We start from the raw sequence: 13642 nt of genomic DNA, 5'->3' as shown, positions 1-13642 counted from the left end.
ATCTTTTCGTGAAAGGAATGACTATATATGTTAGAGCGTTACGGACACGGAGGTGATCTGTGGACAGCGGAGGAAGCTTGGCATCTGCCGAAGGAACAGTTTCTGGATTACAGTTCGAATATGAACCCTCTGGGGCCGCCTGACGTGGTCAAGGAGATTCTAACAGCGAGTTGGCGCGATATTGTCAAATACCCAGATCCTGCTGTACGTGAGCTTCGTCGAAAGCTAGCTCAGAAATACGAGATTGATCCGGAGAGTATTTTAGTTGGAAATGGTGCCGCAGAGCTAATTGATTTGATCATCCGTGTAGTTAAGCCAAATACGACGGGGCTTGCTAGGCCGTCTTTTAGCGAATACGAGGAAGCGGTTCACAAGACGGGTGGCAAGCTAGCCAATATCCCCCTACTCCCTCAAAATCAATTCGAACTACAATGGCAGGATGTGGAAGCAGTGCTGCCAGCTCTTGATTTGTTTTTCCTCGGGCATCCCAATAATCCGACAGGCAAACTGATTCCTCGCAACGTACTAAGCAATCTGCTTCAGAGTCAGCGGAAGCTTGTGTTGGATGAGGCTTTTATGGATTTTGTTCCACAGGAGTCAGAGCATTCGATACTGAAACTCGCCTCAACAAGCCAAGACCTCATTGTGATTCGTTCGATGACAAAGTTTTATTCGATCCCAGGCATTCGTTTAGGTTTTATGGTAGCTCACCCTGATCTCATTACACAACTGCGACAGCAGCAGGTACAGTGGAGTGTGAACTATTTGGCTCAACGTATGGGGGTTGCGGTTCTGGAAGATGAAGCATTTGAACAATCTACGAGAGAATGGCTGAGCATTGAGAAGCCTTGGCTAATCGAGCAGCTGCGCCACATTGGCTTGGAAGTTGTACCAAGTGATGTGAACTTCTTGTTATTTTCATTTCCGGTGTCGAGTGGGATTAGCGTCAAACAGGCCCAACAGGTTATGGGTCGCCAAGGAATTCTGATTCGGGATGCATCGTTATTCGAAGGGCTGAATGAACGTTATTGTCGCGTAGCCATTCGTCTTCGTGAGGATAATGAGCGGTTATTACAAGCCTTACGCAATATGATGAACGAACTAACAAGAAGCGGAGGTACAGGCCATGCGTGAATCCAAATCAGCGGTTCTTATGATTCAAGGTACAGCTTCTGATGTTGGCAAAAGTATTCTTACGGCTGCCTTATGCCGTATTTTCTTACAGGACGGCTGGCAGACAGCGCCTTTTAAATCGCAAAATATGTCCCTCAATTCTTACATCACGTTCGATGGCAAAGAAATAGGCAGGGCGCAGGGTGTGCAAGCAGATGCTTGCCGAATTGTCGCTACAACAGATATGAACCCGATTCTGCTCAAGCCTAAGCAAGACATGGTCGCACAAGTTGTTGTTCATGGTAAGCCTTATGCAGATTTGGATGCAAGGACGTATAGAGAGTCTTATCTGCCACAAGCGGAAGCGATCGTGAAAGATGCCTTAGAACGCGTACGCAGCGAATATGACATTGTGGTACTGGAAGGGGCAGGAAGTCCAGCAGAGGTCAATCTGAAAGATCGCGACATTGTCAATATGAGGCTTGCTGGTTGGGCAGATTCACCGGTTCTGTTGGTCGCTGATATTGATCGTGGCGGGGTGTTTGCTTCGATTGTGGGAACGCTTGACATCTTGACCCCAGAGGAACGAGATCGGGTGCAAGGCTTTATCATTAATAAATTTCGGGGGGATGTCAGTCTGCTGAAGCCAGGCTTAGATTGGCTGGAAGAGCGTACAGGGAAGCCAGTTCTTGGTGTCATTCCTTATATGCAGCAGCTGGGTATTGAGGACGAAGACTCGGCTTCACTTGATTCCAAACGTGCACAAACCAGAAGATCCCCGAGCAGTCAAGGAAAACAAGCAGATCAATTGGACATCGCAGTAATTCGCTTGCCCCGCTTGTCTAACTTTACAGACTTCGATCCACTCCAAGAGGAATCCGATGTGCATTTCCGTTATATTGAGCATCTCGCCCAATGGGGAGAGCCGGACGTCGTTTTACTTCCAGGAAGTAAGAATACGATGGAAGACTTACATTATCTGAAGGAGTCGGGTCTCGCTGCGCGATTAGTTTCTTTTGCTCATGAGGAGAAGGGGTGGATCGTAGGTATTTGTGCAGGTTACCAAATGCTAGGTGTCACACTCTTGGATCCTGGCAGGTATGAGTCGGAGCATGCTGAGCTTGAAGGCTTAGGTTTGCTTCCAACAGAAACGGTGTTCACGCCGGATAAACGAACTGTAAGGGTACAGGGTGTCAGCACGCTTTTCGCATCGAATTTAGTAATCGACGGCTATGAAATCCACATGGGACGGACGCAGTATGTGCATGAAACCGTACCTCCTTTCCAGATAGCTCCTCAATTAAGCACAGAGTCAACGGAGCCTCTTGAAACATGCTCACATCATGATGGAGCAACCTCACTAGATGGCCGAGTGTGGGGAACATACATCCATGGAATTTTGCACAATGATGATTTCCGTAGAGCTTGGTTAAATGAGATTCGATTACATAAGGGTTTAACTCCTATCCTACAAGGACTACGTTATAAGGAACGCCGAGAAGCTGCGTTTGATCGATTAGCTGACCATGTACGAGCTCACTTGGATATGAAGCGAGTTTATGAGATGATGGATATCACACATCCTACGAAACGGGAGGGGTTCTAAGATGAAAATTTATACGCGTACGGGAGATGCTGGCCAAACTGGTGTGATTGGTGGACGTGTGGACAAAGATGATGATCGCGTCGAGGCCTATGGAACGACAGATGAGCTGAATAGCTTTCTAGGTCAAGCGATGAGCTTCATGGATCCGCAGAAATACCCGGATTTATTGCCTGAGTTGCTGCAGGTTCAACATGAGTTGTTTGACTGCGGTTCCGATCTTGCGCTGCTGAAACAGGATTTGCACCCTTATAAAGTAACGGCAGATATGGTAGATGCGTTAGAAGTTTGGATTGATAAATATGACGCCGTGACGCCAGATATCACTCGTTTTATTTTGCCTGGTGGCGGGACGGTATCCTCTTCGTTACATGTTTGTCGTACGGTTTGCCGGAGAGCCGAACGTCTTGTCGTTACACTTGCCCGCACACAGGAGATTAATCCCGAGGTTCGCCGATATTTGAACCGGTTGTCGGACTTTTTCTTCACGATTGCTCGTACAGCAAACTTCCGTGAGGGAATTGCTGATGTAGAATACATACGCAGTGCTGAGGTGTTTAAACGTAAATCATGAGTTATTATGAACCATTAGTATACGTTGTCCCGCCAGAGGAAGAAGGCTTTATTCTCAAAACGGTGCTGCAAAAAAGATTGATGGTCTCACGAAAATTGTTATCTCGCATCAAGCTTACTGAGCAAGGGATTACGGTTAACGGGGAAAGGCAGTACATCAATATCAAAGTGAAGGCTGGCGACCGTGTAGAAATTCGGATGGAAGAAGAGCAATCTGAGGATATTCTGCCTCAAGATCTCCCGCTGCATATTCTTCACGAAGATGAGCATCTGCTCATCCTTGCTAAGGATGCGGGCATCATTGTCCATCCAACACATGGTCATTATGTGAATACGATTGCGAATGGGGTCGTGTATCACTGGCAGCAAGCGGGGATTACGTGCCGGTTCCGTCCGGTACATCGACTAGATCAAGAAACCTCTGGCGTCCTGGCCATTGCCAAAACACCTTATGTACATCAGCAAATTTCCGAGCAAATGATTCAGCATCTCGTGAAAAAAGAGTACCTCGCATTCGTCTGGGGCACGGTAGCCTCACCTTCAGGGACGATCAATGAGCCTATTGATCGGGATCCGGAGCAACCTCATGTAAGGATTGTACGTCCCGATGGATACCATGCGGTGACGCATTATGAGGTTGTGAGACAATTCGAGAAGGGAGCACTCGTTCGAATTTGGCTGGAAACGGGTCGTACGCATCAGATTCGTGTGCATATGCGCCATTTGGGCCATCCGCTGTTAGGGGATAAGATGTACACGCTGGAGCAGTTCGGAGACGATGCAGCTGAACTTGAAGCCAGCGATCGGTTGCATCGTCAGGCGTTGCATGCGTTTAAACTGGCCTTTGTGCATCCAGGTACAAGGGAATGGACCGAATTTAACGCGCCGTTACCTGCCGATTTATCCGAACTTGAGCAATGGTTAGCCGAAAAAAGGTAAAAAATCGAAAACCATGCCAATTTATGGATGGTTTTTCTTTGCAATTACTTGACTTTCCTTAGCAATTAGCCCAAAATTTTAATTAGTTCTAATTAATCATCATACGGCATAAAGGAGTTATTACAACGTGGGAGTTAAAGTGTATGGTTACGATAAATGTGGGACGTGCAGGAGTACAGTAAAGTGGCTGAAAGCACACGAAATTGAGATTACAGACCAGGTCGCCCTATTTGAAACGCCGCCTTCAGCGAAGGAGCTAGCAGATTTGCTTCAGCTAAGTGGCTTTGCGATTAAGAAGTTTTTCAATACATCAGGGGATGTTTACAAAGAGATGAATTTGAAAGATAAGCTGCCAGGTATGTCACAAGAACAAATGCTTGATTTGTTAGCTTCGAATGGGCGATTAATTAAGCGACCTATTGTAACCGATGGTCACAAAGTGACCGTAGGCTTCAAAGAAGATGTGTTTGAGGACGTTTGGGCGAAAGGGTGATAAGGACGTGGAAGACAACCAGAAACCAACACGCAAGAAGTCACCACTGGCCATCGGCGGATTCATCGCTGTTCTCTTATCGCAAGGCAAGCTGCTGCTTGCCGCTTTGAAGTTTGGGAAAGTTGGCGGCGCTGTCATCTCGATGTTTATCACGATCTGGGCTTACGCGTACTTGGCGCCATTGCCGTTTGCGATTGGCCTGGTACTTATGATCCTCATCCATGAGTTAGGTCATGTGCTTGCAGCGAAGATGAAGGGTTTACCCGTCTCAGCACCGGTCTTCATCCCATTTCTCGGTGCGTTGATCACGATGAAAAAAAATCCAACGGATGCAGCGACAGAAGCCTTCATAGGCATTGGAGGTCCTGTTCTAGGGACTCTAGGAGGCGTAGCCGCTTTTGGTGTAGGTGTGTATTTGGATTCAGCAGTGATCGTTTCTGTTGCCTACGCTGCATTTTATCTGAATCTGATTAACTTGCTGCCTATACACCCCTTGGATGGCGGGCGAATCTCAACAGCCGTAACACGCTGGTTATGGTTGGTTGGTTTAGTTGGCGGGCTCATCCTCATTGTGTATCTCGATAGCTATTTCTCGAGTAAGATTATTTTCTTGATCATATGGGCGATGTTTGCCTGGGATTTGTACAAGAAATACGTGCGGTATCGCCACAAAGAAGAGCGCGTAACCGTTGCTACACGATTCGAATTTCCAGCCAATCATTTGCTGCAACAAGGTTATATGATCCCAGGTGAGAGTCATACGCGTGACTTGGACTATATCACCTATTCGGAATTGCAAGGACCAGGTGCGGGCCGACAAACCTTGAATATGTCATGGCCAGCGATTGGATTCGAAGGGCACGCCTATTTGCCTGTGCAAGCGATTGTGAAGAGAGTGCAATTAGTAAAAGCAGAACGGATGAATAAAGAGGACGGCTTGCACCTAGGTCTTCAGGTTCAAGTGGAGTACTCACCACTAGGGATGCAAGAGAGTTATTATGAAGTACCCGTTAAGACTCGCTGGAAGTTTGGGATTTCGTATTTGGTATTAATCTTATTTCTACTTTATATGATAAGACTTGTTCATCAGGTCGGCATCATTACCTAACATCACATTTCACATAATGAGGAAGCTATCCATGACATTTAAAGGATCTAGACGGCTGCAGCAGCTAGGCTCGGCTATTTTTTCGGAAGTAGCGCAATGGAAGAGAGAGGTTATGAACCAAGGGGTTGACGTCATAGATTTAGGTATAGGAAGTCCTGACCTGCCTCCCTCTGATCGCATTTTGGACGCAATGGCAGAGGCAGTTCGTAATCCTGCACATTACGGTTACCCAACATCTGAAGGAAGTTTGGCCTTTCGCGAAGCGGTAGCCAAATGGTATAACTATCGCTTCGGTGTCCAGCTTAATGCTGAAACGGAAATCTTAACCTTAATGGGCTCACAAGATGGGCTTGCTCACTTAGCGCTTTCTATCTGTGATCCTGGGGATATAGCCATTGTCCCTGATCCAGGTTATCCTATATATTCGGCAAGTCTTGTTTTGGCAGGGGTTGACCCCTATTTATTACCGCTGCGTGCAGCAAATGATTTTTTACCCCAACTAGAAGACATTCCAGATGACGTGGCTGCTAAGGCGAAATTCATCTTGCTTAACTATCCAAGCAATCCGTTGTCTGCTGTTGCAGATCGTGCTTTCTTTGAGTATTTGATTTCATATGCGAAGAAGCATGATTTGCTTATAGTACATGATCTTGCCTATTCCGAAATGGCTTTTGATGGCTATAAACCCATGAGTATTTTGGAGATTGAAGGTGCTAAGGAGGTTGCTATTGAATTCCATTCTTTATCGAAAAGCTTCAATATGGCTGGTTGTCGCATCGCATTTCTAACCGGTCATGAGGATGCCGTTAAGGCACTGAAGACGCTGAAATCGAATATTGATTACGGGGTGTTTGGGGCTATACAAGCAGCAGGTATTGCAGCATTAGAAGAAGATATGGAAAGCGATCATTCTGTCTCAAGTAGGTATGAGAAAAGACGAAATTTATTTATTTCGGCACTAAATGATGCGGGTTGGATCATTCCACCGCCGAAAGCAACGATGTTTATTTGGGCTCCAATCCCTAAGGGGTGGACGTCTCGACAAATTTCCCGGGAAATGTTATTTCAGACAGGTGTTGTTGTCATACCTGGCGATGCATTTGGCGCTGAAGGAGAAGGATTTGTCCGTATTGCTTTAGTGCAAGAAGAAGCTCGATTACTTGAGGCAGCAAGGCGAATAGGAGATTGGCTTCGGACCTTAGAATGAAAGTTAGAGATTTTGGTAAAAATAGGAGAATGAGAGACATATTTAGGTATAAGGTTGAGACGAAAATTTATACGTTGAAAGGGGTAAGTATATGGATGCCATTTCTTCACTATCGGAGCTGTTAGCTGAGCAGAAGCCGTCATCGTACGTAGAGATTCCCGGAATTTTAGGACAGACGTTCGGTCAAGCGACAATCGCTGCTACATTACCTATTAGCAAACTATTTTCTATTTTTGAGGTGGATTTAGAAGTACAACGTGCGATCATTCCGCGGAACCTCTCTAAGTTAATTGACTATGTGAATTTATATTTGGAAGATCGCCAGCCAATCTATTTCCCTGGCATCATTTTCTCAGCAAGAGGCGCAGGACATTATGATGAAGACCAACAAGCCCTCCGCTTACAGCCAATTGAGAAATTGTATGTTGTTGACGGTCAGCATCGCTTAGCAGCTTTCCAACGGATTATGGAAACGCTGCAAAGTCAGATGGCACGAGCCAAAGATCGCCGTGAATATGATAAAATGGATGAGATTACGGAGAAGCTACGCCGTTTATATGCGTTCCCTATCTCAACTATGACATATTTAGACATTAATGCGCGTCAGGAACGTCAATTGTTCTCTGACATTAACAAGCTTCCTCGTAAGCTTGGAGGTAACTTGGCTGTTCTTCGTGATCAACGCCGATTCTATCATGTAGCAGCCACGGAGCTAGCAGCGAAAGCGCCTGCGATGCAGAAGCTGACTGTCGATATGTTCTCCGAGCGCGGCAAGTCGCCGGAGTATTTATTCTCCTACCACTTGTTAATTGAAATTCTAGTGGGATTGTTTGAAGGGCGAATGAAATCTGCAGCTCGTAATAACAACTATCAATATGCAGATAAGGATCTGCAGGAGCTTATTTCGCTAGCTGGCGGATATTTCAACGGATTATTGACGCATTTACCTTCACCGACTAAAGGTGAAATCGTGTGGTCTGAGAATATCCAAATTGCGTTAGCTCTCTTCATGCATGAAGAAGCGACGAAAACAGGCAGCTTTAATCGCTATGCACTTGAGCATGCATTGAAAATATTACCGCATGTGAACTGGAATAGTATTTATGCTGGGGAAGAGAAGGATCGTCTGCCAAGACGTACCCGGATCATGAAGGCTTACAACCATATTAAGAGCTTCTATCAAGATCAGAATGCGTTCCTGATCAGTGAAGCTGACGACTATAAAGCTAGTTTTGCTAATAAGGAGGACGTGAGCTAATGGAAGGATTACGCCTAAAAATGACTATCCATCCTTTCTGCGAAAAGTTCGGTCTCGCGACTGTAGCCTTGCGCGTTCAGGACTTGCTGAATTATACGATGATCGATCCGATGGTTCAACGTAAGCTGAGTAATATGCAGCGCCGGAAGATCTCTACTTATTTGCAAGAACGCGAGCTAGACCATGTTTTCTTCGGTCCTGTCACTCTATCGCTTCGCGAGGTGAATCAACTCTCTAAGGGTGCGAAGGAGTTCCTATTGCGCCATGGCTCGAAGCTTTCCATCCTGGATGGTCAGCATCGGATCCTAGCCCTTGGTTATGTGAATGATCAGATGCAGAAAGAAGTACGTCGCTACGAGAAGAAGCTGGCGCTGCTGAAAATTAAGCAACGGAAGTTTAGTGATGATGCAGAAGTTAAGCAAGAGGTTGAGGAAACAGAAGGCACGATTAATCAACTTGAAGGCAGACGTTTGGACCTGATGGAAACACAGCTTGCTGTGCAAATCTATATCGGCTTAACGGAGGAAGAAGAACAGCAGCTATTTGGCGATATCAACTCCAAAGTGCAGCTAGTTAGTAAGGAACTCGGACATTCCTTCGATTCTATCGATCCGCTTAATCTGGTTATTCAGCAAGTTGTGGATCATAATGTGTATCTGAAGGCAGCAGGTGTGGAGAGACGTAGTAATTTGACCTCCTTTAACCGTAACTTTACATGTTTCAGCTGGTTGTATGCGACGGCGACGATGCTTTTCTCTGGTAGAATGCAGCCTTCTTATGAACTGCAACGTAAAATTAGACATGATCCATCAACTTATGTTGAAATCTTGCATCAATTCTTCAATACGATTCTGCCAATGATGCCAGAGCAACCAGGATTGGCGCAATATACTTCCGCGAATCGTGTAATTCAAGAGAGTATTGCACTGTATGCGAATCGCTTCTTATTCCCGAATGGCGAATACAATGATGAGTGGACTCAGTCTTTACAATTGCTAGAGGGCTTCGATTGGTCACATGACAACGAAGAGCTAATCTATGTATTCGGCTCGTTGGATAATGGCAAAATCAACCTTATTCACGAGAAATCGTTGAAAAAACATGTGAAACTCGTGCAATTCTTCCTAGAAGGCACGGATTCCGCTAGTGATTCCGAAGAAGTATCCTCTGCATAAGAAAGCCCAAGAACCCTTTCGATCTCAATTTATTGAGATTGAAAGGGTTCTTTTCTATTTTTAATAACCTACTTGAACTCATTAATCTCAAAATATACGCACCCTAGTATTCATTTGTCTATATCAAAAATAAAGAGCATGCATAAGATATCATATAAAGTTCGAAGGGAGGAAAACACAATGAGTTGCTCCGTATATGCTACTTTGGCTCATGTTGGACTTGGAACAGTTATCACAATTCACGCAGGTACTACACCGAATCATCAAGGTAGATTTCTAGGTATCCAAAACGGTAATGTTGTTATTGCGAATGGCGCTGGTACAGTATTCTATTTCCCAATTGATAAAATTGCTGTGGTTCATATTCCTTAATGATTATGCCTAATTGAAAGCAATAGAATAGCAAGAGAGCGGACGAGCTCTCTTGCTTTCTTCATTCACATAAAGCAATGACAATAATAGAGTAAGGCACTCAGGTAGACTTTGATGATTTCCTGTTTCGAGTCTCCTTACTTTGTCCATACTAGCTAATGAAAGCGACTCCATGGAGCAGGGAGGTAACAACGATGTTAGCCGTTCATCAACGTATGGCGGAATTATGGACACTACGCAGAGCCCGGGAGCTAACTCGAGGCGAGCAAGAGGAATTAATGCTATGCATGGAAGCTAATGCGACCTATGTTTGGAACAGGTTAAAACTAGAAAATTTATCGCTCTGCGCCTCCCTGACAGGGGATTATGAGTGGTTGCATGACATTTGTGAGCGCATCGAAAAGATTGAACCCAAGCACTGACTAATCGTCGGTGCTTTTTTCCTTTTCTGCAAGAGTGTGGACAGGTATAATGAGGATAGTTCAAAGCTAAGGAGATGTCGCATGGTCAGCTGGTTCAAGCAACGGGGAGTAGCTCCCTATACATTCTTTCTTTTAGGATTCATGCTTCTGATTGCTCTCATACTTCGACTTGTATTGGCCACCACATGGGTGGGTTATGATACGGACGTGCGAACGTTCATGGCCTGGGCAGACCGCGCTTACACGGTAGGTTTGAAGGACTTATATACGAATGCCAAAAATTATTTTCTGGATTATCCCCCTGGCTACATGTATGTCCTATACGTTGTGGGCTTTGTACATCATAAGCTGTCTATTCCCTGGGAAAGTGGGAGTTCCTTACTCATCCTTAAGCTGCCCGCAATCCTTGCAGATCTTGGAACGGTTTATCTGTTATTCCGTCTAGCGATTAGCAAGCACGAAGGTGCACGTTCATGGAAGCAGGCGCTCTGGATTGCTGCTCTATTTGCCTTCAACCCAGCTATTTGGGCGAATTCCGCTGTATGGGGACAGGTGGATTCTTTTTTCATGCTGTTTATTGTGGCTACATTATTGATGCAGATGAAAGGCAAACTACCGCAAGCCGCTTTTTTTATCGCACTTGCATTGCTACTTAAACCGCAGGCGCTGCTGTTCGGCATCTTCTTATTACTCGATGTGATACGGGCACGCAATGTGATGGTCTGGCTATTAAGCGTTCTGACAGGCATCGCCACCATGGTCGTACTCGCACTTCCTTTTGCAATGGGTAGAGGCTATGGTTGGATGATTGACTTGTATTCGGGCACGTTAGCTTCTTATCCGTATGCATCGCTCAATGCGTTTAATTTGTTTGCACTTCTTGGCGGGAACTTCGTGGACATCAATAGTGGATTCTGGCATTTGTCTTATAAATGGATTGGACTTGTATTGATGGTGTTGTCCATTCTCTATGTGTGTCTGCTTTACTGGCTAGGTAAGGAGCGGCGAGGTGCCGTGTTATACATATCGTTCTTATTTATCACGGCTATGTTTATGTGTATGACCAAAATGCATGAGCGCTATTTACACTATGGCTTATTGTTAGCATTAACGAGCTTCATTTATTTGAAGGATCGCCGGATTCTATGGTTGTTTATTGGCTTTAGCATCACGCATTTTATCAACATTGGCGATGTGCTCCTTCGGAGCTTTCATCAGGACTATCACATTCCGCGATACAATTCTTTGATGCTGACGATTTCGGCGATCAATGTTATGATGTTTGTCTATGCTTGTATATTGGGATGGAGGCTTTTCGTGAAATCAGATCAGGATGAGACTATGGAGGAGACGAAACCTCTAGTTGACAACAAGCTCGAAGTGCTTCCAGCGGAAGATGACCCCCAAGTGAAAGCAACGAATGTAAGAGAGACCTCGCTATGGAAAGCGGTTTTCCATCCTACAGAGGATCATATAGAAAGAAGTAAGCGCGGGCGCTTCTTCTCACGTAAAGATGCGCTGTATCTAGGAGCTCTTGTGGTAGTGTATACGATCATTGCGCTGTTCCATCTCGGCGGACATAAGGATCCAACGACTTTCTGGCAGCCATCACGTGGAGGAGAAACGGTTATTGCTGATCTTGGCAGCCCGCATCAGATTACACGTATTAATAGTTTTGCTGGAGTCGGGGAAGGCGCTTACTCCTATTGGTTTTCGAAGGATGGTGAACAGTGGCAGGACGCCATGGCAGTTAAATCTGACCATACGAAGGTGTTCACTTGGCATACGGTAGAAGCTAATAAAGAAGCACGATATGTGAAGCTTGTAATCGACACGCAAGAGAGTGCGAAGCTGCATCTTCATGAAATCGGGATTTTTGGGGATGGGGGAACGACACCTTTACCGATCGCTAGCGTGAAGGAAGTGGATGTCGATGCCTCCGATAAGGGGACAACTGAACATTTATTTGATGAGGCAAGTGTCGTCCCGTATACGCCTTCCTATATGAATGGTACTTATTTCGATGAAATTTACCATGCAAGAACAGCTTATGAGCATCTCAACAAGATCGAGCCTTATGAAAGCACACATCCGCCGCTGGGCAAAATATTCATTTCCATCGGTATTAACGTGTTCGGTTTAAACCCTTTTGGCTGGCGTATTATTGGTACACTATTCGGTGTAGGCATGATTCCTATTATGTATGTGTTCGCTAAGCGGATGTTTGGCCGTTCCGAATATGCCCTTATTGCTGCCTTTTTACTTAGCTTTGATTTCATGCATTTCGCCCAAACACGAATTTCCACGATTGATGTGTACGGTGTGTTTTTCATTATGCTGATGTTCTATTTCATGTATCGCTACACGACGTTGAGCTTCTTCCGTGAAAAGCTTTGGGCGACACTAATCCCACTGGGACTTTCAGGGTTATTCTTCGGCATCGGTGCTGCTTCCAAATGGATCGTCATATACGGCGGTGCCGGCTTGGCCGTCCTATTATTCATCTCGCTGTGGGAGCGGTATAGAGAATACCAATTTGCCAAGCGGGTATTGAGGGAGAATAGTCGTGATGAATGGGAAGTGGAGGAGAGTGAAAGCGTTTATGAAGATCTTCTCTCTGCTGAGGAATCCACGAAGCTCCTTCGCGTACAGAAGCTTTTCGTACGAAATACACTGCTTACTATCCTGTGGTGCGTACTCATGTTTGTTATTGTGCCGTTAGGAGTCTACACATTATCCTATATTCCTTTCATGATGGTGCCAGGTCCTGGACATCAGTTGAAGGATGTTGTGACTTATCAGGTACATATGTACAAATACCATAAGGATCTGGTTGCTACGCACCCGTTCTCCTCACCATGGTGGGAATGGCCGATGATGATACGCCCGATCTGGTATTATCAAGCGAAGCTGATGCCGCAGGGTATGCTTTCGAGCATCGTTTCATTCGGGAATCCGCTAGTATGGTGGCCAGGCTTTCTTGCTGTGCTGATGTCTTTCTATCTCGCGTTCAAACGCAAGGATAAATTGCTGCGAGTGCTGCTCATTGCCTACTGCTCACAGTACCTGCCATGGATGTTAGTGCCGCGACTTACGTTTATTTATCACTATTTTGCTATGGTACCGTTCCTAGTTCTGATCTTGACCTACTACATCAAGGACTATTTGGAGCAAGATCCGCTGCAACGGAGAAGATGGGTCTACGGCTACTTAGCCGCCGTCTTCGTGCTATTCGCACTGTTCTACCCGATTCTATCGGGGATGATTATACCGGCAAAATACTCGTTCTTTTTACGATGGATGCCGGGCTGGAATTTCTTTTGAGATGACGGATTGACGTCCATTCGAAGCCATGGTAATATAATTCCAAGTGAATTAC

12 protein-coding genes are annotated in these 13642 nt (G+C 45.4%); all 12 read left to right on the top strand.

The window, feature by feature from the left end; genetic code table 11:
* Window positions 1-27 precede the first annotated feature (27 nt).
* The 12 genes from cobD to ASG89_RS32230 all read left to right on the top strand — a co-directional run bounded on the left by cobD (window position 28) and on the right by ASG89_RS32230 (window position 13587).
* Window positions 28-1134: a threonine-phosphate decarboxylase CobD gene (gene cobD, locus ASG89_RS38060; protein WP_057315440.1), complete on the top strand. Its 1107-nt coding sequence runs from the start codon at window positions 28-30 to the stop codon at window positions 1132-1134.
* Window positions 1127-2719, top strand: coding sequence for a cobyric acid synthase (locus ASG89_RS38055; protein WP_057315439.1), 1593 nt, complete (start codon window positions 1127-1129; stop codon window positions 2717-2719). The genes cobD and ASG89_RS38055 overlap by 8 nt, the downstream gene beginning before the upstream one ends.
* Before the next feature lies 1 nt (window position 2720).
* Window positions 2721-3290, top strand: coding sequence for a cob(I)yrinic acid a,c-diamide adenosyltransferase (locus tag ASG89_RS32275; RefSeq protein WP_057315438.1), 570 nt, complete (start codon window positions 2721-2723; stop codon window positions 3288-3290).
* A complete protein-coding gene (locus ASG89_RS32270) occupies window positions 3287-4228 on the top strand; it encodes an RluA family pseudouridine synthase (RefSeq protein ID WP_057315437.1) in 942 nt (313 codons plus the stop codon). Before ASG89_RS32275 ends, ASG89_RS32270 begins: the two co-directional genes overlap by 4 nt.
* A gap of 127 nt (window positions 4229-4355) precedes the next feature.
* Window positions 4356-4721, top strand: coding sequence for an arsenate reductase family protein (locus ASG89_RS32265; protein ID WP_057315436.1), 366 nt, complete (start codon window positions 4356-4358; stop codon window positions 4719-4721).
* A gap of 7 nt (window positions 4722-4728) precedes the next feature.
* Window positions 4729-5829 carry a site-2 protease family protein gene (locus tag ASG89_RS32260; RefSeq protein ID WP_057315435.1) on the top strand — a complete coding sequence of 367 codons (1101 nt, stop codon included), beginning with the start codon at window positions 4729-4731 and terminating at the stop codon, window positions 5827-5829.
* A gap of 31 nt (window positions 5830-5860) precedes the next feature.
* Window positions 5861-7036 carry an aminotransferase class I/II-fold pyridoxal phosphate-dependent enzyme gene (locus ASG89_RS32255; protein WP_057315434.1) on the top strand — a complete coding sequence of 392 codons (1176 nt, stop codon included), beginning with the start codon at window positions 5861-5863 and terminating at the stop codon, window positions 7034-7036.
* 91 nt (window positions 7037-7127) lie between these two features.
* Entirely contained in the window at window positions 7128-8294 is a 1167-nt protein-coding gene (locus ASG89_RS32250; protein ID WP_057315433.1) for a DNA sulfur modification protein DndB, read from the top strand.
* Window positions 8294-9469 carry a DNA sulfur modification protein DndB gene (locus tag ASG89_RS32245; RefSeq protein ID WP_057315432.1) on the top strand — a complete coding sequence of 392 codons (1176 nt, stop codon included), beginning with the start codon at window positions 8294-8296 and terminating at the stop codon, window positions 9467-9469. The genes ASG89_RS32250 and ASG89_RS32245 overlap by 1 nt, the downstream gene beginning before the upstream one ends.
* Window positions 9470-9649: 180 nt before the next feature.
* The gene (locus ASG89_RS32240) at window positions 9650-9841 is read left to right on the top strand and encodes a hypothetical protein (protein ID WP_056609441.1); all 192 of its coding nucleotides are present in this window, start codon (window positions 9650-9652) and stop codon (window positions 9839-9841) included.
* 194 nt (window positions 9842-10035) lie between these two features.
* Complete coding sequence (locus ASG89_RS32235) at window positions 10036-10263, top strand: hypothetical protein (RefSeq protein ID WP_057315431.1); 228 nt, start codon at window positions 10036-10038, stop codon at window positions 10261-10263.
* 81 nt (window positions 10264-10344) lie between these two features.
* Window positions 10345-13587 (top strand): glycosyltransferase family 39 protein, encoded by a 3243-nt coding sequence (locus tag ASG89_RS32230; RefSeq protein WP_057315430.1) that lies wholly within the window; start codon window positions 10345-10347, stop codon window positions 13585-13587.
* Window positions 13588-13642: the final 55 nt, after the last annotated feature.

This window comes from Paenibacillus sp. Soil766 (assembly GCF_001428105.1).
In the GTDB taxonomy this organism is placed as follows: Bacteria; Bacillota; Bacilli; order Paenibacillales; family NBRC-103111; genus Paenibacillus_E.
The sequence above is the reverse complement of the archived record's forward strand: the minus strand, read 5'-3'. Positions and strand labels throughout refer to the sequence as shown.

Excerpts from the sequence above, each read along its gene's own strand:
- ASG89_RS38055 (WP_057315439.1), top strand. The coding sequence starts at position 1,127 with ATGCGTGAATCCAAATCAGCGGTTCTTATGATTCAAGGTACAGCTTCT.
- ASG89_RS32235 (WP_057315431.1), top strand. The coding sequence starts at position 10,036 with ATGTTAGCCGTTCATCAACGTATGGCGGAATTATGGACACTACGCAGA.
- cobD (WP_057315440.1), top strand. The coding sequence starts at position 28 with ATGTTAGAGCGTTACGGACACGGAGGTGATCTGTGGACAGCGGAGGAA.
- ASG89_RS32245 (WP_057315432.1), top strand. The coding sequence starts at position 8,294 with ATGGAAGGATTACGCCTAAAAATGACTATCCATCCTTTCTGCGAAAAG.
- ASG89_RS32275 (WP_057315438.1), top strand. The coding sequence starts at position 2,721 with ATGAAAATTTATACGCGTACGGGAGATGCTGGCCAAACTGGTGTGATT.
- ASG89_RS32240 (WP_056609441.1), top strand. The coding sequence starts at position 9,650 with ATGAGTTGCTCCGTATATGCTACTTTGGCTCATGTTGGACTTGGAACA.
- ASG89_RS32270 (WP_057315437.1), top strand. The coding sequence starts at position 3,287 with ATGAGTTATTATGAACCATTAGTATACGTTGTCCCGCCAGAGGAAGAA.
- ASG89_RS32250 (WP_057315433.1), top strand. The coding sequence starts at position 7,128 with ATGGATGCCATTTCTTCACTATCGGAGCTGTTAGCTGAGCAGAAGCCG.
- ASG89_RS32230 (WP_057315430.1), top strand. The coding sequence starts at position 10,345 with ATGGTCAGCTGGTTCAAGCAACGGGGAGTAGCTCCCTATACATTCTTT.
- ASG89_RS32255 (WP_057315434.1), top strand. The coding sequence starts at position 5,861 with ATGACATTTAAAGGATCTAGACGGCTGCAGCAGCTAGGCTCGGCTATT.